This window comes from Streptomyces sp. NPDC002602 (assembly GCF_042889445.1).
Taxonomy (GTDB): Bacteria; Actinomycetota; Actinomycetes; order Streptomycetales; family Streptomycetaceae; genus Streptomyces.
The window spans coordinates 1,037,334-1,057,890 of record NZ_JBIAQX010000001.1 but is presented as its reverse complement, the minus strand read 5'-3'; the positions used below and the strand labels follow the sequence as shown (position 1 = coordinate 1,057,890).

The 20,557-nt window shown below is 71.9% G+C and carries 21 protein-coding genes and 1 riboswitch; of the genes, 7 read left to right on the top strand and 14 right to left on the bottom strand.

The window, feature by feature from the left end:
- Positions 1-60: 60 nt before the first annotated feature.
- The 5 genes from ACFYW3_RS04265 to ACFYW3_RS04245 are packed head-to-tail and all read right to left on the bottom strand — an operon-like array spanning position 61 to position 5,486.
- Complete coding sequence (locus tag ACFYW3_RS04265; protein ID WP_389385478.1) at positions 61-855, bottom strand: enoyl-CoA hydratase; 795 nt, start codon at positions 853-855, stop codon at positions 61-63.
- Positions 852-1,766, bottom strand: coding sequence for a 3-hydroxyisobutyrate dehydrogenase (gene mmsB, locus ACFYW3_RS04260; protein ID WP_389385477.1), 915 nt, complete (start codon positions 1,764-1,766; stop codon positions 852-854). Before mmsB ends, ACFYW3_RS04265 begins: the two co-directional genes overlap by 4 nt.
- Positions 1,763-2,836 carry an enoyl-CoA hydratase/isomerase family protein gene (locus ACFYW3_RS04255; RefSeq protein ID WP_389385476.1) on the bottom strand — a complete coding sequence of 358 codons (1,074 nt, stop codon included), beginning with the start codon at positions 2,834-2,836 and terminating at the stop codon, positions 1,763-1,765. The genes mmsB and ACFYW3_RS04255 overlap by 4 nt, the downstream gene beginning before the upstream one ends.
- Positions 2,836-3,981, bottom strand: a complete 1,146-nt coding sequence (locus tag ACFYW3_RS04250; protein ID WP_351758366.1) for an acyl-CoA dehydrogenase family protein — start codon at positions 3,979-3,981, stop codon at positions 2,836-2,838. Before ACFYW3_RS04250 ends, ACFYW3_RS04255 begins: the two co-directional genes overlap by 1 nt.
- A gap of 5 nt (positions 3,982-3,986) precedes the next feature.
- Positions 3,987-5,486, bottom strand: a complete 1,500-nt coding sequence (locus ACFYW3_RS04245) for a CoA-acylating methylmalonate-semialdehyde dehydrogenase (RefSeq protein WP_389385475.1) — start codon at positions 5,484-5,486, stop codon at positions 3,987-3,989.
- Positions 5,487-5,710: 224 nt separating this feature from the next.
- Positions 5,711-5,890, bottom strand: a riboswitch (cobalamin riboswitch).
- 149 nt (positions 5,891-6,039) lie between these two features.
- On the opposite strand from ACFYW3_RS04245, the gene ACFYW3_RS04240 reads away from it, so the two are divergent.
- On the top strand, positions 6,040-6,960 hold the full coding sequence (locus ACFYW3_RS04240; protein WP_389385474.1) for a cobalamin-binding protein: 921 nt from the start codon (positions 6,040-6,042) through the stop codon (positions 6,958-6,960).
- 127 nt (positions 6,961-7,087) lie between these two features.
- On the opposite strand, the gene ACFYW3_RS04235 is transcribed toward ACFYW3_RS04240, so the two are convergent.
- Together ACFYW3_RS04235 and ACFYW3_RS04230 are read right to left on the bottom strand one after the other, a co-directional pair.
- On the bottom strand, positions 7,088-7,420 hold the full coding sequence (locus ACFYW3_RS04235) for a YnfA family protein (RefSeq protein WP_267800889.1): 333 nt from the start codon (positions 7,418-7,420) through the stop codon (positions 7,088-7,090).
- A 14-nt stretch (positions 7,421-7,434) separates the two neighbouring features.
- On the bottom strand, positions 7,435-8,247 hold the full coding sequence (locus ACFYW3_RS04230; protein ID WP_351758357.1) for a LysR family substrate-binding domain-containing protein: 813 nt from the start codon (positions 8,245-8,247) through the stop codon (positions 7,435-7,437).
- 58 nt (positions 8,248-8,305) lie between these two features.
- Here ACFYW3_RS04230 and ACFYW3_RS04225 point away from each other — a divergent pair, with 58 nt between their 5' ends.
- Positions 8,306-8,710, top strand: coding sequence for a DUF5997 family protein (locus ACFYW3_RS04225; protein WP_351381645.1), 405 nt, complete (start codon positions 8,306-8,308; stop codon positions 8,708-8,710).
- 221 nt (positions 8,711-8,931) lie between these two features.
- Positions 8,932-9,165, top strand: coding sequence for a DUF6296 family protein (locus ACFYW3_RS04220; RefSeq protein ID WP_053678698.1), 234 nt, complete (start codon positions 8,932-8,934; stop codon positions 9,163-9,165).
- A gap of 60 nt (positions 9,166-9,225) precedes the next feature.
- On the opposite strand, the gene ACFYW3_RS04215 is transcribed toward ACFYW3_RS04220, so the two are convergent.
- The gene (locus ACFYW3_RS04215; protein ID WP_351758355.1) at positions 9,226-9,585 is read right to left on the bottom strand and encodes a PRC-barrel domain-containing protein; all 360 of its coding nucleotides are present in this window, start codon (positions 9,583-9,585) and stop codon (positions 9,226-9,228) included.
- Positions 9,586-9,771: 186 nt separating this feature from the next.
- The gene (locus tag ACFYW3_RS04210; protein ID WP_351758352.1) at positions 9,772-11,853 is read right to left on the bottom strand and encodes a SpoIIE family protein phosphatase; all 2,082 of its coding nucleotides are present in this window, start codon (positions 11,851-11,853) and stop codon (positions 9,772-9,774) included.
- A 226-nt stretch (positions 11,854-12,079) separates the two neighbouring features.
- Here ACFYW3_RS04210 and ACFYW3_RS04205 point away from each other — a divergent pair, with 226 nt between their 5' ends.
- Both ACFYW3_RS04205 and ACFYW3_RS04200 read left to right on the top strand, forming a co-directional pair.
- Complete coding sequence (locus ACFYW3_RS04205; RefSeq protein WP_389385473.1) at positions 12,080-12,820, top strand: IclR family transcriptional regulator; 741 nt, start codon at positions 12,080-12,082, stop codon at positions 12,818-12,820.
- Between the two features lie 178 nt (positions 12,821-12,998).
- Positions 12,999-13,325: a putative quinol monooxygenase gene (locus ACFYW3_RS04200; RefSeq protein ID WP_389385472.1), complete on the top strand. Its 327-nt coding sequence runs from the start codon at positions 12,999-13,001 to the stop codon at positions 13,323-13,325.
- A 33-nt stretch (positions 13,326-13,358) separates the two neighbouring features.
- On the opposite strand, the gene ACFYW3_RS04195 is transcribed toward ACFYW3_RS04200, so the two are convergent.
- From ACFYW3_RS04195 to ACFYW3_RS04175, 5 genes are all read right to left on the bottom strand, one after another.
- Positions 13,359-13,850, bottom strand: coding sequence for a MarR family winged helix-turn-helix transcriptional regulator (locus ACFYW3_RS04195; RefSeq protein WP_351758346.1), 492 nt, complete (start codon positions 13,848-13,850; stop codon positions 13,359-13,361).
- A 51-nt stretch (positions 13,851-13,901) separates the two neighbouring features.
- Positions 13,902-14,606, bottom strand: a complete 705-nt coding sequence (locus tag ACFYW3_RS04190) for a M24 family metallopeptidase (protein WP_389385471.1) — start codon at positions 14,604-14,606, stop codon at positions 13,902-13,904.
- Positions 14,593-15,441 (bottom strand): methyltransferase domain-containing protein, encoded by an 849-nt coding sequence (locus ACFYW3_RS04185; RefSeq protein WP_351758340.1) that lies wholly within the window; start codon positions 15,439-15,441, stop codon positions 14,593-14,595. Before ACFYW3_RS04185 ends, ACFYW3_RS04190 begins: the two co-directional genes overlap by 14 nt.
- A 115-nt stretch (positions 15,442-15,556) precedes the next feature.
- Complete coding sequence (locus tag ACFYW3_RS04180) at positions 15,557-16,669, bottom strand: MarR family transcriptional regulator (protein ID WP_389385470.1); 1,113 nt, start codon at positions 16,667-16,669, stop codon at positions 15,557-15,559.
- 171 nt (positions 16,670-16,840) lie between these two features.
- Positions 16,841-17,788 carry a methionyl-tRNA formyltransferase gene (locus ACFYW3_RS04175; RefSeq protein WP_389385469.1) on the bottom strand — a complete coding sequence of 316 codons (948 nt, stop codon included), beginning with the start codon at positions 17,786-17,788 and terminating at the stop codon, positions 16,841-16,843.
- A 246-nt stretch (positions 17,789-18,034) separates the two neighbouring features.
- Here ACFYW3_RS04175 and ACFYW3_RS04170 point away from each other — a divergent pair, with 246 nt between their 5' ends.
- Together ACFYW3_RS04170 and ACFYW3_RS04165 are read left to right on the top strand one after the other, a co-directional pair.
- Complete coding sequence (locus tag ACFYW3_RS04170; protein WP_389385468.1) at positions 18,035-19,384, top strand: lysine N(6)-hydroxylase/L-ornithine N(5)-oxygenase family protein; 1,350 nt, start codon at positions 18,035-18,037, stop codon at positions 19,382-19,384.
- A 131-nt stretch (positions 19,385-19,515) separates the two neighbouring features.
- Complete coding sequence (locus tag ACFYW3_RS04165) at positions 19,516-20,556, top strand: iron-siderophore ABC transporter substrate-binding protein (protein WP_389385467.1); 1,041 nt, start codon at positions 19,516-19,518, stop codon at positions 20,554-20,556.
- The last annotated feature ends 1 nt before the right edge of the window (position 20,557 follow it).

Sequence of the window (20,557 nt, the reverse complement as noted above, 5' to 3'; positions counted from 1 at the left end):
GGACGGGACTCGCGCCCGCGCGGGGCCGGCCCACTGACGGGCCGGCCCGCGCCCCTCGGGTCAGCGGTGAGTGAATCCCGGAGCACGCTTGTCCACGAAGGCGCTCATGCCCTCCTTCTGGTCGGCCGTCGCGAACACCGCGTGGAACAGGCGGCGTTCGAAGCGGACGCCTTCGGCCAGGGTGGTCTCGAAGGCCCGGTTCACGGCCTCCTTCGCCATCATGGCGACGGGCGCGGACATTCCCGCCACCGTCGCGGCGACGGCGAGGGCCTCGGCGAGGAGGTCGTCGGCCGGGACGACGCGGGAGACCAGTCCGGCCCGCTCCGCCTCCACGGCGTCCATGGTCCTGCCCGTCAGGCAGAGTTCCATCGCCTTGGCCTTGCCGACGGCGCGGGTCAGTCGCTGGGATCCGCCGATACCGGGGATGACGCCGAGTTTGATCTCCGGCTGCCCGAAGACGGCGGTGTCGGAGGCGAGCAGGATGTCGCAGAGCATGGCCAGCTCGCAGCCGCCGCCGAGGGCGTACCCGGAGACGGCGGCGACGGTCGGCGTGCGGAGGTCGCCGAGTCGGTCCCAGGCGGCGAACCAGTCGCCGAGGTACATGTCCATGTACCCCTGCGGCTGCATCTCCTTGATGTCCGCGCCGGCCGCGAAGGCCTTCGTCGAGCCGGTGAGGACGATGCAGCCGATGTCGGGGTCCCGGTCGAGGGCCTCGGTGGCGGCCACGACCTCGTTCATGACCGTGAGGTTGAGGGCGTTGAGCGCCTCGGGGCGGTTGAGGGTGAGCAGCGCGGTGCGACCCGTGCGCTCGACGAGGATCGTTTCGTGGGCGGTGTCGGTCACGAGGTCGGTCACGAGGTCGGTCCGTTCCGGTCCGTGGTGGTGGCGCGCAGGGCGTGGACGATGCCGGAGAAGTCCTGTGTGGCTCCGTCTCCTTCGGCGAACGCGGCGTACATCTCGGCGGCGCGCCCGCCGAGTCCGGCGTCGATGCCGCCCGCGCGCAGGGCGTTGGCGGCGAGCCCGAGATCCTTCGCCATGAGCGGGGCGGCGAAGCCGGGGCGGTAGTCGCGGTTGGCGGGGCTGGCCGGAACCGGTCCCGGCACCGGACAGTTGGTGGTGAGGGCCCAGCACTGGCCGGACGCGGTGGAGGCCACGTCGTACAGCGCCTGGTGGGACAGGCCGAGGCTCTCGCCCAGGACGAAGGCCTCGCTGACCGCGATCATCGAGATGCCCAGGATCATGTTGTTGCAGATCTTCGCGGCCTGTCCGGCGCCCGCTCCCCCGCAGTGCACGATCTTGCCGCCCATGATGTCCAACAGTGGGGCCGCCTCGGCGAACTCGGTCTCCGCGCCGCCGACCATGAAGGTCAGGGTGGCGGCCTCGGCGCTGCTCACCCCGCCGGAGACGGGCGCGTCGAGTGCCCGGTGGCCCGCCTCGCCGGCGGCGGTGTGGGCGTGAACGGCGTCCTCGACGTCGATGGTGGAGCAGTCGATGAACAGGGTTCCGGGCTTGGCGGCGGCGAGCAGTCCCTGCTCCCGGTAGAGGGCCAGGACGTGGCGACCGGCCGGCAGCATGGTGATCACCATGTCCGCCTCGGCGACGGCCAGGGCGGCGGAGTCCGCGACCTCCACGCCGGCCGACGCGGCGGAGGCGAGCGCGGCGGGGACGAGGTCGAAACCGATCACACGCCGGCCGGTCGCGGCGAGGTTGGCGGCCATCGGGCCGCCCATGTGGCCCAGCCCGATGAAGGCGATGACGCTGGTCACCAGGGCACCTCCTGAGGAGAGTCGGTGGCGGCGAGGCGCAGTTCGCGCCCGTCGTCGAGGGGGGCGAAGTAACGGGCCACGTCGGATTCCGTGACCTCTTCGAGGGTGGCCGGCGACCAGCGGGGGGCGCGGTCCTTGTCGATGACCTGGGCACGGATCCCCTCGACCAGGTCGGGAGAGCGCAGGGCCGTGCGGGAGATCCGGTACTCCTGTTCCAACACCCTTTCCAACGGCCCCGTTTCGCGTGCGCGGCGCAGGGCGGCCAGGGTGACCTTGAGCGCGGTGGGCGACTTGGTCAGGATGGTCTCGGCCGCGTCCTTGGCCTCGGGTTCACCGCTCGCGAGGAGCCGTTCGACGATCTCCTCGACGGTGCCGGCGGCGTAGCAGTGGTCGATCCACCCCCGTCTTCCGGCCAGCAGCCCGGGAGGGGCCTGGCCGACGTGGCGGGCCAGGGTCTCGTGTACGGGCGCGCGTCCGAGGTCCGCCGACAGTCGGTCGAGCCGATCGGCGGGGACGAAGTGGTCGGCGAGCCCGCACAGCAGCGCGTCGGCCGCGCCCACCGGTGCGCCCGTCAGGGCCAGATGGGTGCCCAGTTCGCCGGGCGCGAGCGCCAGGAGGTAGGTGCCGCCGACGTCGGGGACGAAGCCGATGCCGGTCTCGGGCATGGCCACGCGGGAGCGTTCGGTGACGATGCGAACGTTGCCGTGGGCCGAGATCCCGACTCCGCCACCCATCACGATGCCGTCCATCAACGCCACGTACGGCTTGGGGTAGCGGGCGATGAGCGCGTTCAGCCGGTACTCGTCCCGCCAGAAGTCCGCCGAGGCCGTACCCCCGGCCTTGGCGTCGTCGTGGATGGCCCGGATGTCACCACCCGCGCACAGCCCGCGCTCGCCGGCGCCGGAGACGACCACCGCCTCCACGGCCGGATCGCCGCGCCAGGCGGTCAGGGCCTCCTCGACGCGCAGCACCATGGGGTGGTTGAGGGCGTTCAGGGCCTTCGGGCGGTTGAGGGTCAGGCGGCCCGTGCGGCCCTCGACGTGGACAAGGACCTCCGCTTCGCCGGTCATCACAGGTTCTCCGTCAGGCCGCGGGCGACGATGACGCGCATGATCTCGTTGGTCCCTTCCAGGATCTGGTGCACACGGAGGTCGCGGACGATCTTCTCGATGCCGTACTCGCTCACGTAGCCGTATCCGCCGTGCAGTTGGAGCGCCCGGTCGGCGACGGTGAAGCCCGTGTCGGTGGCGAAGCGCTTGGCCATGGCGCAGAGCTGCGCGGCCTGCGGGTCGCCGTTGTCCAGGGCCTGGGCGGCGGTGCGGACCAGGGCGCGGGCGGCGGTGAGTTCCGTGGCCATGTCGGCGAGGCGGAACTGGAGGGCCTGTGCGTCGAGCAGGCGCGCTCCGAACGCCTCGCGGTCGGCGAGGTGGGCGAGGCTGCGGTCCAGCGCGCTCTGGGCGCCGCCGAGGGAGCAGGCGGCGATGCCGAGCCGACCGCCGTTGAGGGCGGTCATGGCCATGCGGAACCCGTCGCCCTCCGCGCCGAGCCGTCGCGCGGCGGGGATCCGCACCCCGTCGAGGAGGACCTGGCGGGTGGGTTGGGCGTTCCAGCCCATCTTGCGCTCGTCGGGGCCGAAGGAGAGCCCCGCGTCGGCGCGTTCGACGACGAAGGCGGAGATCCCGCGCGGCCCGTCGGCTCCGGTGCGGGCCAGGACCACGTACACGTCGGAGGCTCCGGCGCCGGAGATGAACTGTTTCACACCGGTCAACACGTAGTGGTCGCCGTCGCGTTCGGCGCGGGTGCGCAGTGCGGCGGCGTCCGATCCCGCGCCGGGCTCGGTGAGGCAGTAGCTGCCGAGGGTGCGGGCGGAGCAGAGGCCGGGCAGCCAGCGCTCGCGCTGGTCGGGGTCCCCGTACCGGTCGACCATCCAGGCGACCATGTTGTGGATGGAGAGGTAGCCGGCGATCGAGGGGCAACCGGTGGCCAGCACTTCCAGGACGAGCACCCCGTCGGCGCGGGTGAGCCCGGAGCCACCGGACTCCTCGCGTACGTGGATCCCGGCGAGGCCGAGGTCGGCGGCGCGGCGGAGCACGTCGACGGGGAAGTGCTTGTCCTGGTCCCAGGCGATGGCGTGCGGGGCGAGTTGCTCCTGCGCGAAGTCGAGGGTGACCTCGGCCAGGGCGAGTTGGTCCTTGCTGAGCAGGGTCGTGGTCATGGCGGTCACCCCATCGTCGGAATGGTGAAGCTGGCGCCTTCCTTGACGCCGGAGGGCCAGCGCGAGGTGACGGTCTTGGTGCGGGTGTGGAAGCGGATCGAGTCGGGACCGTGCTGGTTGAGGTCTCCGAAGCCGGAGCGCTTCCAGCCGCCGAACGTGTGGTAGGCGACCGGGACGGGGATGGGCACGTTGACGCCGACCATGCCGGCGCCCACCCGTCGGGTGAAGTCGCGGGCGGTGTCCCCGTCGCGGGTGAAGATGGCGACGCCGTTGCCGTAGGGGTGCTCGCTGGGCAGGCGCAGCGCCTCCTCGTAGTCGGCGGCGCGTACGACGCTCAGCACCGGGCCGAAGATCTCCTCGCGGTGGATCCGCATCCGGGGGGTGACCCGGTCGAAGAGCGAGGCGCCGGCGAAGTAGCCGTTCTCGTACCCGGGGAGGGTGAACCCGCGCCCGTCCACGACGAGTTCGGCTCCCTCGGTCACGCCGATGTCGACGAAGCGGTTCACCCGGTCGAGGGCGTCGCGGCTGACGAGCGGGCCGAAGTCGGCGTCCGGGTCGTCGGAGGTGCCGATGCGCAGGGCGGCGATCCGCTCCTTCAACATGGCGACCAGCGCGTCCGCGGTCTCCTCCCCCACGGGGACGGCGACGGCGATCGCCATGCAGCGTTCGCCCGCGGAGCCGTAGCCGGCGCCGATCAGGGCGTCGGCGGCCTGGTCGAGATCCGCGTCCGGCATCACGATCATGTGGTTCTTGGCGCCGCCGAAACACTGGGCGCGCTTGCCGTGGGCGGCGGCGGTGGCGTAGATGTGCGCGGCGATCGGGGTGGATCCGACGAAGCCGAGGGCCTGGACGCGCGGGTCCTCCAGCAGGGTGTCGACGGCCTCCTTTCCGCCGTTGACCACGTTGAGGACGCCGGGCGGCAGGCCCGCCTCCAGGAAGAGTTCGGCGAGCCGCAGCGGGACGGAGGGATCCCGTTCGGAGGGCTTGAGGATGAAGGCGTTCCCGCAGGCCAGGGCGGGGGCCGCCTGCCACAGCGGGATCATCGCGGGGAAGTTGAAGGGGGTGATGCCGGCGACCACGCCGAGCGGGGCGCGCAGCGAGTGCACGTCGATGCCGGAGCCCGCGTTGTCGGTGAACTCGCCCTTGAGGAGGTGCGGGATGCCGGCGGCGAACTCGACGACCTCCAGGCCGCGTTGCAGGTCGCCGTGGGCATCGGCGACGGTCTTGCCGTGTTCGGCGGACAACAGCCGGGCCAGGGCGTCCCGTTCGCCCTCGACGAGTTGGAGGAAGCGCAGCAGCACGCGGGCGCGGCGCTGCGGGTTCCACTGGCCCCATTCGCGCTGGGCCGCCTCGGAGTCGGCGATGGCCGTCCCGGTGTCGGCGCGACCGGCCAGGGGGACCCTGGCCTGGACCGTTCCGGTGTTGGGGTCGTGGACGTCGGCGTACAGGCCGGAGGTGCCCGGGGTGTGCTTGCCGCCGATGAAGTGGGTGAGCTCGCGGATCATCGAAGCCTGCTCTCGTCAGGTGTGATCCGAGGAGGGCGCGACGGGCCGGCGGCGCGGCGCGATCGGGGTGCGCGGCGCGGGGCGGGTCGCGGGACAGTGAAGGCGTGGCCGCCTTCGGTGAGTCACGAACGCGCGGACAGGGCCGCGCGCTTCGGGAACTCCGCCGGATCACCTGGGCCGTGGTCACGTACCGGTGCCATGCGTGTCTGCTCCATCCTCGTGGACAACACGGAACACCCCGCGGCCGGTATCCTGACTCCCGGATCAACGCGCGCTCTCCGGCCTTCCCAACGGGTTTCCCCGTCAGTGGCCTGTCCTGCTGGAAGAGCACACTCCTCGGTCACAGTGGCGGGACCGCGTCGGATTCACACCGACTTCCCTGCACCGCGGGCTTGCCCAGGAACATATAGTTGGACGTCCTAGTAAGTCCACCCCCGCCCGTCGTCCCGGGCGCGTCGCGCGAGTGGCGCTCCACCGCGAGCGGCCGGAAATCGCCGCGGTGAGGCTCGCTCGGGTCGGGCGCCACTTCCACGACAGGGCCTACGCTCGGGGGATGCGCATCGTTTCGCTGCTGCCCGCCGCCACCGACATCGTGGCCGAACTCGGGCTGCTCCCCGATCTGGTCGGCCGTACGCACGAGTGCGACTGGCCGGCGGCGGTGGCCGGCGTGCCGGTGGTGACCTCCGCCGCGTTCTCGTCCGACGAGCTGTCCAGCCGGGAGATCTCCGAGGCGGTCGGGGGCGCGGCACACAGCGGCTCCTCGCTCTACGACCTGGACGTCGAGGCGCTGGGCGCGCTGGCGCCCGAGGTGGTCCTCACCCAGGACCTGTGCGACGTGTGCGCGGTGTCCTACGCGGGCGTGAGTCGGGCCGTGCGCGTGCTCGACGGAGGACCGAGGGTGCTCAGCCTGGAGCCGCGCACCCTCGACGACGTCCTGGACTGTCTGGTCCGCGTGGGTGAACTGCTGGGCGTACCGGAGGTCGCCCACGCCGGCCGGGCGCGGGCGCGGGCCCGACTGGAGGCCGTGCGCGCCGCCGTGGCGGGCCGTCCCCGGCCCCGGGTGGTGGCCATCGAATGGCTGGATCCGCTCTGGCCCGCCGGGCACTGGGTGCCCGAACAGATCACCGCGGCGGGCGGGGAGCCGTTGATCGCGGCCCCGGGCGAGCACACCCGGCCGATGGACTGGGACACGGTACGGGCCGCCCGACCGGACGTCCTGCTCCTGCTGCCGTGCGGGTTCAGCCCGCGGCGCACGCTCCGCGAGCGCGGGGCGCTCACCGCGCTGCCGGGGTGGTCGGAGCTGCCGGCGGTGCGGTCCGGCGAGGTGTGGGTGCTCGACGGGCCCGCGTACTTCAACCGGCCGGGCCCCCGGGTGGTGCGGGGCGCGGAGGTCCTGGCACGGGTGCTGCACGGGGTCCGGGTCGGTGACCCGGTGACGGAGACGGAGGCCTTCCGGCTGCCCGACCCCGCCTGACGGGGGCCCGCACCGGGCACGCGGGCAGGGCGGGTCGCGCCGTGACCGGACCGGCCAGGCCTGGCCGCCCGCGAGGGCCCCGGGGGGCGGCGAACGGCGCGCCGGCGGCCGGGCGGGAACCGGTAGGTCAGCCCCGGGGCGCGTACATGATCACGGCGACGCCGGCGAGGCAGAGGCAGGCGCCGATCAGGTCCGCCCGGTCCGGGCGGTAGCCGTCGAGCACCATGCCCCAGATCAGCGAGCCGGCGACGAACACCCCGCCGTACGCGGCGAGGATCCTGCCGAAGTTCGCGTCCTCCTGGAGGGTGGCGACGAAGCCGTAGATCCCGAGGGCGATCACGCCCGCGCCGATCCACGCCCAGCCCCGGTGCTCGCGGACGCCCTGCCACACCAGCCAGGCTCCGCCGATCTCGAAGAGGGCCGCCGCGAGGAACAGGCCGACCGAACGGGCGACGAGCACGTCGGCGCCCGCTTCTAGCGGCCGCGCGGCTTGCCGCGCTTGCCGCCGCCCTTGCCCGCGGTGCCGCCCTTGCCACCCTTGCCGCCCTTGGGGGCGCCGGCGCCACCGCGCGGGTTCTTGCCGCCGGCCTTGCCGCCGGTGGCTCCCCGTCCGCCTCCGCCGGGCGCCGGGCGCTTGCCCTTCGGCTGCGCCGGGGCGGGCGCGGGGGCTGCCAGGGAGCGGCCCCGGGAACTGTTCACGGTCCGCCCTCGGACGATGCCGATGAACTCCTCCACCAGGTCGGTGGTCTCCTCCTCGGGCCAGGACAGCGCCACCCGCGACTCGGGGGCGCCCGTCAGCGGCCGGTAGGTGAGGTCCTTGCGGTGGTACAGGCGCGCGAGGGACTGCGGGACGACCAGTACGCCGATGCCCGCGGCCACCAGCTCGACGGCGTCCTCCGTCGTCGCGGGGCGCTCGATCGCGGGCCGCCCCGGCAGGGTCTCCCAGTCGAGGGTGTCGTCGAGGGGGTGCAGCACGATCTCGTCGGCCAGGTCCCCGGTGGACACCTCCTCGGCAGTCGCCACCAGGTGGTCCTTCGGGATCACGACGACCGTGGTCTCGGTGTAGAGCGGGATGGCACTGAGGTCCGTGCGGTCGATCGGCAGCCGGACGAATCCGGCGTCCGCCTCGCCGGCGCGCAGCGCGTCGGGGGCGTCGGCGGGGGCGACCGCGACGAGGGTCAGCGGGATGCCGGGCAGGCGTTCGTTCCAGATCCGCACCCACTTGGTGGGTGTCACCCCCGGAACGTAGGCGAGCCGGAACGAGGGAGGTACTTCCGAGCCTGTCACCGGGCCAGGTTACCGGCCGTGGTCAGAGGTGGTGCACACGCTCGATACTCTTGACTCCATGACGTCGCACAAGACCGCCCAGACCATGAAGCCCGCGACCGCGGCGAAGAAGCTGGGTGTGTACCTCGAAGCCACCCCCGCCGAGTTCCAGGAGGGTGTCGTTTCGCGCAGCGAGTTGGGTGCCCTGCAGACCGATCCGCCCGAGTGGCTCCAGGAGCTGCGCCGCAACGGCCCGCACCCCCGGCCGGTGGTCGCGGCCAAGCTGGGTGTCTCCATCGCCGGTCTCGCCCGGGGCGGGGTCACCGAGCCCCTCACCACGGAGCAGATCGAGGCGCTGAAGAACGAGGCCCCCGAGTGGCTGCAGAAGGAGCGTGCCACGCAGGCCGAGGTCCGCAAGGAGACGGTCCGCATCAAGGAGAAGAACGCGCAGAAGCAGGCGCAGCAGGAGCAGCAGGAGGGCTGAGCCCCCGCACGCCGCACCGCCGCGAGCAGCCCCGGACCCCTGTCCGGGGCTGTTCGCGTGTCCGGGCCGGTGCCGCGACCGGATCCTCGGCTCGTTTCCCGGGCTCGCTTCCCCGGTCGGTGGGCGTCCCTCTGGGCCAATCGCCGCAGTGAAATGGACGTGCCCGGGGCGAGGCCTTCCCATGGAGGGACGGCCGACGGCGGCACGGATCGGGAGGTGCGGTGGACGAGGACCGGTATGAGCTGGTGTTCCGGAGCGGCGAGGACGGGGGGCGGGCGCAGGACAAGGTCCTCGTCTCGCGGACCTCGCAGGCGGGACCGGGTGGACATCCCGTGTACGCCGACGAGACCGGGATCATCCGCGCGGAGATCAGCGATCAGGGCGAGGTCAGGATGCTGGCCTCGGGCGGTCAGCAGGACCCCGAGTACCCCGTGGTGGCCCGCCGACCGGAGTGAGGGCCCGACAGGGGCCCTGAGGAGCGGCGCGGCCCGGGTGGGGTGTGCCGCGCCGGCGGTTCAGGCGCGGTGTTCCGGGCCGCCGGTGTAGTAGGCGCCGACCTGGCGGTGGTACTCCGCGTCGGTGAGGTGTCGGTCGCTGACGAACTCGGGCGCGTCCTTGATCTGCGCCTTGGTGCGGTCCACGTGGATCCGCTGTTCGTCCTGGTCGATCCGCGTGACCGTGCCGGCGGGCAGCAGGACTTCCTTGCCGAAGATCCAGTGGCCGGTGTCGACGACGAGGTACGACGCGCCCACCACGTCGGAGTGCTTGTCGACCTTGCCGATGTGGCCGTCGGTCGCCTCGACCTTGAAACCCGTGAGGTCGATGTCGCGCAACCGACCCGACGTCTCGCGGTATCCCCATACGTCGTCGGACATGGAACCACTCCTTCGCTGTCGTTTCGGTCCTCCGGCCTGGCACCTGCCCGGTCCCGCGTGCCTCAAGCGGGCGGTACTCGCGCGATGAGGTGCGAGCAGGTCCTCACGTACGCGTGGCCCGCGAGCGGGAGCCGTACGTGTCGACCGGCCGACGAGGCGCGGTGGGCGACGGCCGGGCCGACCGGGTCAGCGCGGGCGGGTGCGGGCGATGAGCAGGGCCACGTCGTCCCGGTCGTCGGGGTGACGCAGGGCGCCCAGGAGCACGTCGCAGGTCTCCTCCAGGGGGCGCTCCGGGTGGGCGAGGAGGGCGGTCAGGGCGCGCAGGCGCACGTCGATGTCCTCGTCCCGGGTCTCGACCAGCCCGTCGGTGTAGAAGACCAGCTCGTCGCCGACGCCCAGTTCGAACGTGGTGGCCTCGAAGGGCACGCCGCCGACGCCCAGCGGTGCCCCGGTGGGCAGGTCGAGCAGTTCGGGGTCGCGGCCGGGGCGGACCAGTACGGGCGGCAGGTGGCCTGCGGTGGCGATCCGGCAACGGTTGGCGTGCGGGTCGTAGACCGCGAAGACGCACGTGGCCATGGTGTGACCGAGGCCGGTCGTGGTGTGGTCGAGCCGGGTCAGCACGGCGGCGGGGTCGAGGTCCAGCTCGGCCAGCGTCCGGGCCGCGGTGCGCAGTTGCCCCATGGTCGCGGCCGCGTTGATGCCGCTGCCCATGACGTCCCCGACCACGAGCGCGGTCTTGTCGTCGGGCAACGGGATGACGTCGAACCAGTCGCCGCCGACCTCGCCGACGGCCGCCGCGGGCTGGTACCGGTAGGCGATCTCCAGGCCCGGCGTGACGGTGGGTTCCTGGGGCAGCAGGTGGCGTTGGAGCGTGAGGGCGGCCCGGCGCTGGCGCTGGTACCAGCGGGCGTTGTCGATGCACACGGCGGCCCGCGCGGCCAGTTCGGCGGCGAGCAGGACGTCGTCGTGGTCGAAGGGCATCGGGTTGCTCGTCCGCTGGAGGCCGAGGACGCCGATGACCTCCCCGCGGGCGGTCAGGGGCACCGCGAGGTAGGAGTGCAGCCCGGCCTCGACGAGCAGCGCCGCGGCCTCGGGGTTCCGGGCGATCCCGGCCAGCTCCTGGTCGGTGACCTGCCGCACGAGGATGGCCCGGCCGGTGAGCACGCACTGGGTGACCAGGCGGGTGGCGTCGTAGCGGGCGAGTTCGCCGACCGGGTCGACGGCCAGGGTGGCGGGGCCGGGACGGGCCGCGGTGACGGCGAGGGCGCGGAACTGCACGGTGTCGGCGTGCGGGTCCTCGGGCGGCTTGTCGGTCCTGAGGATGCTGTCGAGCACGTCGACGGTGGCGAGGTCGGCGAGTTCCGGGACGGCGATGTCGCCCAGTTCGCGGGCCGTCACGTCGAGGTCGAGGGTGGTGCCGACGCGTACGGACGCGTCGGCGATCAGGGCGAGGCGTTGCCGGGCCAGGGCGACGGCCCGTGAGGTCCGGTGCTGTTCGGTGACGTCCACGACGGAGGCGGCGACCCCGATCGCCCGTCCCACCGAGTCGGCCAGCCGGTAGAGCGAGACCGACCAGGCACGCTCGTCGCCGGGGTCGGCCGGGGTGTGGCCGGTGGTGAGCCGGTTCAGTTGCGGGACGCCGTCGTCGAGGACCTCGCGCATGGCCGCCTCCAGGGGTCCCGAGTCCAGGAGCGGGAGGGCCTCGTGGAGGTACCGGCCCAGGTGTTCCTCGGCCGGCATTCCGTTGATCCGCGCGAGCGCGGGGTTGACCAGGACGTAGCGCAGGTCCGTGTCCATGACCGCGAGGCCTATCGGGGACTGCTCGACCAGCCCCAGGGACAGCGCCAGGCTGCGCTCCACGCGCCGCAGCACGGTCCGGTCGGAGGCGATGCCCAGGGCGTACGTCTTGCCCCGGGCGTCTTCCAACCGCATGTTGCGGAACTCCGCCAATCGGGTGCTGCCGTCCTTGTGCGACACCGGGAACACGCCGGCCCAGGGCCCGCCGCCCGCCATGACCGCGGCGAACAGGGCCACGACGCGGTCGCGCTGCTCCTCGCCGACGAGCAACTGGGCGGCGAAGCGGCCCAGGGCCTCCTGGGCCGTGTAACCGAACAGTTCCTCGGCCTGTGGGCTCCACAGCGCGATGCGCCCGATGTCGTCGAGCAGCACCGCCGCGACGCCCAGGTCGTCCAGGAGCCCGCCCGGTTCCGCGAAGAACTCGTCGCCGGGCGCATCGGAACCGGGGGGAACGGCATCAGCACTGCTCATGCCGGCCGCTCCTTCCCACCACCGGGCCCGGAGGTCGGTGGTTCTGCCCGCTCCCTTCCCGCGCACGCGTGCCGGGTGGGTTCCATCCTCCCTCCACCGCGCGGAACCGGCAGCCGCAAGTCCGCCGATCCGGTGGCCGCGCCCCCGACGGGGCGACGGGGACGCGGGCCCGCCGGCGTAGGGTCGGGAGGTCTCGTACGTCGCCATTCGCCCCGGGGAACCCGCCATGCCGCACCACGGTCCGCAGTCCGTCGACCGGGCGCTGGCCCTCCTCGACGCGGTGGCCGACGCGGACGGGCCGGTCAGCGCCAAGGCGCTGGCCCGCCGGACGGGCTGCTCCCTCTCGACCGTCTACCACCTCCTGGCCCCGCTCACGGAGCGCGGCCACCTCGTGCGGACGACGCGCGGGTACGCGCTGGGGCCGCTGATCCCCCGGCTGCACCGCAGCTACCTGCGGCACCTGGAGCCGGCGCCGGGCGTCGGCGACGTGTTGGCGCGGCTGCGCCGGGCCACCGGCGCGGAGGCGTACTACACCGCGTACCGCGGCGGACTGATCACCGTGGTCGACACGACGGCGCCCGTGACGGACACCGCGAACCCCTTCACGCCCGGGCGGGAGACCCGCGCGCACGCCACCGCGCACGGCAAGGCGCTGCTCGCCGAGATCCCCCGCCCGCTGCGCCGGCGCTACCTCGCGGAACACGGCATGGCGCGCCTGACCCCGGCCACCATCACCGGCGCGGATTCCCTGGAGGCGGAGCTGGCCCGGGTGCGGGGGCAGGGTTACGCCGTCTCGGTGGGCGAGGCCGACCCCGCGTACACGTGCGTGGCGGTCGCGCTGCCGGCGGAGCGGCCCCGGGGGGACGACGCGGTGCACGCGCTGTCGGTGTCGCTGGCGACCCGGGAGTACCGGCGGCGCCCCGAGGAGGTCCGGGGCGCGCTCGCCCGCGCGGCGGGGCTGCTCTGAGGCTGCCGGCGGTTCGCGGCGGCGCCGGGCGCCCGGTTTCCGGGCCGGGGCGCTCGGGCGGGTCAGGGGCGGCGCCGGGGTCTCGTTCGGCGACCGGCGGGGCGCCGCTTTCCGAGCCCGTCGGAAACCGGGCCGGTCCCGCGTGCGGGGGCGGGCATCGGGTGCCAGGCTGGTGTCCATGATCTTCATAGCCGTCAGGTTCGACGTCCGTCCGGAGCACAGCGACAACTGGCTCACGCTCGTCGACGATTTCACCCGAGCCACCCGCGCGGAGCCGGGCAACCTGTTCTTCGACTGGTCGCGCAGCGTCGACGACTCGAACAAGTACACCCTGCTGGAGGCCTTCGCCGATGCGGAGGCGGGAGCCGCGCACGTGGCGTCGGAGCACTTCAAGGCCGGGATGGAGACGTTGGCCGGCGCCATCGCCTCGACCCCGGAGATCATCAACGTCGAGGTGCCCGGCCAGGGCTGGAGCGCCATGGCCGAACTCTCCCCGCGTCCCTGAGCCCTTCCGCGGCCGCGGGCGGGCCCCGTCCCGTCAAGGGGTCGTGGCCGCCTCGACGTTGGCGACCATCCTGCGCAGCACCTTGAGCGCGGTCACGTACTCCTCGTCCGCGATGCCCTCGTGAACCACCGAGCGCAGCTCGGTCACCAGGGCCCGCAGCCGCACTCGGGCCGATTCCCCGGCCTCGGTGAGGTGCAGGCCCCGACCGTCGTCGATCGAGAGCCATCCCCGGTGGAGCAACTGGTCCACGACCCGGGCGATCTCGTGCGGTCCGTCCGCGAGGGGCGTCAGCCCGGTGACCACCTCCTCCCTGCTCGGCGGCCGAGGACCGCCGTCGACCCGGTTGAGGACCCAGTACTGCGGCTGTGTGACGTCGATCCCGGCCATGGCGTCACGCAGTTGTCGGGTGACGACCGTGTGGGCCAGGCCGCTCCAGTAGCCGATGGGCTGGGTGGCCAACGTGTCGTCGGTGGCGGCCGGATCGGCCGGCGCCTGGTCGGTGGCGGTATCCGTCAACGGTTTCATGATCACGAAGCTACCCCTCGCGAGCCGGCCGAACACCGCGGGAGGGGGGGCCTACGCGAGGTCGAGGAGCTGTTCGTAAAAGCCTCCGAAGCCGCCCGGCTCGTGCACCAGGTGAACCTCCAGGATCCAGTGGCAGCGCCACCCGACCCGATCGGTGCGGCGCAGCGGTCGGTCGTTGTCCGGGGTGACGTAGGACTCCACCTTGGCACCGTCGATCAGCTCGTGCGGGAACTCCCCCACCAGGTGTCCCGCGTGCCAGCCGCCGAGCGTCCAGCCGGTCTCGGCCGCCGAGTGCTCCACGGCCGCGTACAACTGCTTCCCGGTGACGTGGGGATCCTCGCGGAAGGCCCGCCGGCCCTCCGCGAACACCCGGGCGAGGTCGTCCCGGAGCCGGTGCTTGACCGGGTCGTCGCCGAAGACGAAGGTGCGGCCGAAGTCGGCCTCGTACTCCTCGAAGATCGGGCCGAAGTCCGCGAAGGCGATGTCGTCCTCCCCGATGATCCGGTCGGGCGGGTTCTCCCGGTAGGGGAACATCGTGTGCGGGCCGGAGCGCACGATCCGCTTGTGCCAGTGCTTCGTGGTTCCGAACATCTCGTTGGCCAGGTCCCGGATGCCGTCGCTGGCCTCCCGTTCACCGGCGCCGGGCACGACCAGACCTCGCGCCTCGACCTCCGCGAACAGGGCCTCCGCCTTGCGTTGCGCCTCCACCAGGCCCAGTGCGCGCAGTTGCTCGTCCATCCGATCAGGTACCCCCATGGAACTGTTCCTCTTCCGCTTCCGGTGTCGCGCGCACGAGCACGAGCGACCCCTCGTGGAACGACCGACGCCGCAGATGACCGAACCGTTCGTCCCACACCCCCGAATCCAGGTCCGCCCGCAACCGTGTCGTGAAGCGTTCGCGGACCCCGTCGTCCACGAAGCTCCACGCCGAACACGCCTGCCGTGCCGCCGGATCCAACAACATCTCCGGACGCCCGAAGTACGCCTCGTTGAACCCGTCCGTGCAGTCCGACGGAATCGGCACCGCCCGCACACTCCCACACCCGCCCAGAGCCGCGGCCATCATTGCGATGGAGGGATACCGGTGCGCCTCCATGTCGAGGACCTCGGGCGCGTACTCGTACAACCAGAAGTCACGCACCCGTTCCGGGTCACAGGTCAGCACCACGACCGGGCCCCGGGTGACCCGCCGCATCTCGCGCAGGCCCGCCCCCACGTCCGACCACTGGTGGACGCTGAACAGGGTCATCGCCCCGTCGAACTCCCCGTCGGCGAAAGGCAGGTGCTCGGCGACCGCGTCCACCGCCCGCGGCAGGCCCGCGGCGCGCCGTGCCCGCATCGACTCCGAGGGCTCCACCGGCGTCACGGCCGGCGCCGCCGACTCGTACGAACCGGCCCCCGCGCCGACGTTGACCACCCTGCGCGCACCACCGAGGGCCTCGGCCACGAACTGCGCGATCCTCGGGTCCGGGCGCCGGTGAGGCGCGTGGCCCGCACCGATGTCGCCGCGGTCCACGTCACCCGCACCGCCCTCCACGCCACGGACGTTCACCGCCACCGCCACCGCCTCCTCCTGAACCGGGAACCACACCTCCCTACATACTGCATGTGCGACCCTGTTTCGTACATCAAGCCGCATATGCTTGTCGAAACAGCCAAGAACCGTGCAGATGTGGATCTGTAGGGGCCTCCGGACCCGGTCCGGCTCAGCTCTCGGTCATCAGTCCACCCGGCAGCGGATCGAAGTACTCGCTCGCCGACATCTCGGTACCGTCCTCGGTCCGGACCCGCCGCAGCGCCAGCCCCTTTCCCGGCGCCGACCGCCCGCCCGTTCCCGCCACGATCACCGGACCATCGGAGGTCGAGCGCACCACGCGGCCGGGCGCGCCGTCGTACCGGTCCGGCGTGACGGTGGCGGCCAGGATCTCCAGGCGGCGCCCGCCGTGGTGCGTGTAGGCGGCCGTGGAGGAACGGGACTGGGCCCGGACGAGATCGCCGATCTCCTCGGCCGACCGGTTCCAGTCGATGCGCAGGGCCTCGACGGATCGGACGCCGGACCGGTGCGGCGCCGCGGGGTTCGCGACCGGGCCGCCGGATTCCTCGTGGACGGTGTGGGACGGGGTGGTGTCGAAGTGCCGGTGCACACGGCGCAGCAGGGAGCCGAGTTGAGCGCGCTCGGGGGCGCTCAGGGGGCTCAGGAACTCCTCGTCGGCGGACGCGATGTCCGCGTTGAGGCGACTCAGCGCGGCACGACCGTTCTCCGTGAGGTCCACGACGACCCGGCGGCGGTCCTCGGTGTCGCGGGTGCAGTCGACGTGGCCGGCGCGGTTCAGGTCGTTCACGATCTTGACGAGATCGCTGGCGTTCATGTCGAGACGCGTGGCGAGGGTGCCCTTGGACTGCGGGCCGAGGTCGGACAGCAGCGCCAGCACGGTCAGGTGCCACAGGCGCAGCCCGTGCTCGGTCAGTTTGGCCGTCAGTCTGCGTCGGGCGGCCTTGCCGATCGCGTAGACGAGGTAGGCGTTCAGGTCGAGGACGCTGGGCGGGGTCGCGCTCTTGGGTTCCGCCACCGCGGTCGGTCTCCCGCAGTGTTCGGTGCCATCGGCGGCGGGCGCCGGACCCGTCTCCGGCGCCGTTCTTTCCCGCTCGGCCTCCGGTGCGGCGGCCCCCGGCGCCGGCGGAGCACCGGTGGTCGGGTCGGCGTTGGTGAGGGCGCCGAGCACCCGCGCCCAGTCCGCCTGGGTGTTCCCCACTCCGATGATGACGAACGGGGACCCGGCGGGGTCCCCGTTCGCACCGGTGGTCGTTTGTCGCTCCATCAGCTTCCCCTCATTCCCCGTTCATTCGTTTGCCGAGTGCGCCACCGACGGAATGACGTCGCCGCCCCACGGATCCGGTGATCCGCGCGGCGGCGAGGGGTCGGGTCGGCGCCCCGTGGTCGATGCGGGGCGCCGTCCGGTCGATCGGCGGGGACTTCGGCGTGCGGCCGCTCAGGGCCGACTGGTCAGATATCCGCCCATGGAGGTGAAGTACTCCGTCGCGGAGAGTTCCCGGCCGTCCTCGGTACGGACCCGGGTGACGGCGAGTCCGTGGTTGCGGCCGGTGCGCGCGTCGGCGCCGGCCACGATGACGACCCCGGCGCCCTCGCGGTAGAAGATCCGGCCGGGGGTGCCCCCGTACCTGGCCTCGGACACCACGGCGGCCAGGATCTCCAGGCGCCTGCCCCGGTGATGGGTGAAGGCGCTCGGGTAGGGGTCGGACTGGGCCCGGACCAGGCGCGCGAGGTCTTCGGCGGGCCAGTGCCAGTCGATCCGGACGTCTTCCTCGGCGCGCTTGTGGAAGAAGCTGGCGAGCGAGCGGTCCTGCTTGGTGAACTCGGTCCGGCCGGAGGCGATCAGGTCGAGCGCGCCCACGGTGACCGGGGCGATCAGGTCGACCGTCTTGTGGAACAGGTCGGTCGCGGTGTCGGTCGGTCCGACCGGTACCGCCTGCTGGACCACGATGTCCCCGGCGTCGAGTTCCTCGTCCATCAGGTGGGCGGTGACGCCGACTTCGGACTCGTTGTTGATGAGGGCCCAGATCAACGGGGAGAAGCCCGCGTACTTGGGGAGCAGCGAGTCGTGCACGTTCAGGGTGCCGTGGCGCGGCAGGTCGTAGATGCGCGGGGGGATCCAGGTGCGCCAGTTGTTGGCGACGATGATGTCCGGATCCGCTTCCTTGAGGCGGGCGAACAGTTCCTCGTCGTCCGGGCGGTTGCGGATCTCGACGGGCACCGCGTGCTCGGCCGCGAGGTCGGCGACCGAGTCGCTCCAGATCTTCTCGTAGGCGTGCTCGCTCTTGGGGTGCGTGACGACCAGCACCACGTCGTGCTCGGAGTCCAACAGCGCCTGCAGAGTGCGATGTCCCCAGGTCTGGTACCCGAACATGACGACCCGCATGCGGTCCTCCTCAGAAGAATGATGGATTGACTCCAGTAAAGCAAGGCTTACCTAACTACGCAACGCCCCCATATCCTGGGTTGGTTGAACGCGAAATCCACCGGGAAGGGGGCCCGTTGCCCCATCGACAGGGGTGGAGGATCAGGTTAGGCTAACCTAAGTTCTACTGGCAGTCGCACGTCGTCATGCCTTGCTTCCGCTGTTCCCCTCACACCTGGCAAGCGGCCGCCCCCCGATGGGAGTGACATGTCACAAGCTCTTCCTGACGATGCGCCATTGATCCACGACCTGATTGGAATCGGCTTCGGACCGTCCAATGTGGCCATGGCCATCGCACTGAGCGAGCACAACGCGAGCGTCGGCAGGGAGGGGGCGGTCACGGCCCACTTCTTCGAGCAGCAGCCCCGATTCGGCTGGCACCGCGGCATGTTGATCGACGACGCCACCATGCAGGTCTCCTTCCTGAAGGACCTGGTGACGCTGCGCAATCCGACGAGCGAGTTCAGCTTCCTCTGCTACCTGCAGAGCCGGGACCGGCTGATCGACTTCGTCAACCACAAGAACCTCTTCCCGCTGCGCGTGGAGTTCCACGACTACTTCGAGTGGGCGGCGGCCAAGGTCGACGACATGGTGTCCTACGGCCACGAGGTCATCGCCGTACGGCCCGTCGTGGTCGACGGCGTGGTGCGGTACGTGGACGTGATCGCGCGATCCGGCGCGGAACCGGTGGTCCACCGGGCCCGCAACCTCGTGATCGGCACCGGACTGCGACCGCGGATGCCGGAGGGCGTCGAACGCACGGACCGCGTCTGGCACACGTCCGACCTGCTGACGAGGGTGGACGCGCTCAAGGACACCGCCCCGTCCCGGTTCGTCGTGGTCGGCGCTGGCCAGAGCGCCGCCGAGAACGTGGCCTTCCTGCACCGCACCTTCCCCGAGGCCGAGGTCTGCGCGGTCTTCTCCCGGTACGGCTACAGCCCGGCCGACGACAGCGGGTTCGCCAACCGGATCTTCGACCCGGACGCGGTCGACGAGTACTTCGCCGCGCCCGAGGACGTCAAGCGCAAGCTGATCGAGTACCACGCCAACACCAACTACTCCGTGGTGGACATCGACCTCATCGACGACCTCTACCGGCAGCAGTACCAGGAGAAGGTCCTGGGCAACGAGCGGTTGCGCTTCCTGAAGGTCTCCCGTCTCACCGACGTGGTGGAGACGCCCCACAAGGTGCTCACCACGGTCGAGTCACTGATCACCGGAGAGCGGACCCATCTGGACGCCGACGTGCTGATCTACGCCACCGGCTACCGTTCGGCCGACGCGCTCGGCCTCCTCGGCGAGGTCGCCCGGTACTGCCTGCTGGACGAGCGGGGTCGGGTCAGGGTCGAGCGGGACTACCGCCTGACGACCGATCCCGAACTGCGCTGCGGCATATACCTCCAGGGCGGCACCGAGCACACCCACGGCATCACCTCGTCCCTGCTGTCGAACACGGCGGTCCGGGTCGGGGACATCCTGCGGTCCATCGTGGACCGCGGCCCGGAGCCCGCCGGCGGACCCCGCCGCGCCGCCGACGAGATCGGCTCCCCGCTCTAGAACCTCGTCGTCACGGTCCCGCCCGGCGCCTGTACGGCGCGCCGGGCCGGTGCGACGTACACCCGCACGCCCGCACGCCCGCACGCACCACGCACTCCCGCACGCCCGCAGTCCCGTGAAAGGAAACACCCGTGCCACTCGGTACCCGCTCCGCGTCCACGAGATTCGCCCGCCTCCTGCCCCGAGTCGCCGTGGCCGCGACGGCGGCGCTCACGCTCGCCGCCTGCGGCGGTGGTGACTCCGACAAGGCCGACACCGCCAAGTCCGGCGAGACCGGTGCGGCGGCCGGGGCCTTCCCCGTGACGCTGGAGCACAAGTACGGCAGCACGACGATCGCCGAGCAGCCGAAGAAGGTCGTCACGCTCGGCCTGTCCGACCAGGACGCGGTCCTGGCCCTCGGCGTGAAGCCCGTCGGCGCCGTCGACTGGTTCAAGGAGCAGCCGTACGGCAAGTGGCCCTGGGCCAAGGACCTGTGGGGATCCGCTCCCCCGCAGGTCGTCGGCGAGCGCGACGAGTACAACATGGAGAAGATCGCGGCGCTCAAGCCCGACCTGATCATCGCCCAGTACTCGGGCATGAAGAAGGAGCAGTACGACACCCTGTCCAAGATCGCCAAGGTGGTGGCCCAGCCCAAGGGCTCCGAGGACTACCAGGCGACCTGGCAGGTCATGACCAAGCAGATCGGCAAGGCACTGGGCAAGGACGCCGAGACCGGGAAGCTGATCGCGGGCATCGACGCGCGTTTCAAGGCCGTCCGGGACAAGCACCCCGAGTGGAAGGGCAAGACCGTCTCGGTCGGGGAGCCCTACGAGCCCGGCAAGTTCTCGGCCTTCTCCCCCAAGGACCCGAAGGTCATCTTCCTGAGCGAGATGGGCTTCACCACCTCCGAGGCCTACCGCACGGCCCTCGGCAAGGAGAACGTCGCCGACCTCAGCTCCGAGCGCCTCGACGTCATGGAGGCCGACCGCACGGTCTGGCTGGGGACCGCCGAGACCGAGGCCGCGATGAAGGCGGACCCGCTCTACCGGAAGACCAAGGTCCACCAGGAGAAGCGCGACCTGTTCCTGCCGTACGACAGCCCGGACATCGGCGCCGCGCTGTCCTTCAACACGGTCCTGAGCATCCCGTACGCCATCGACCAGGTCGTGCCGAAGCTCGAGGCCGTCAAGTGAC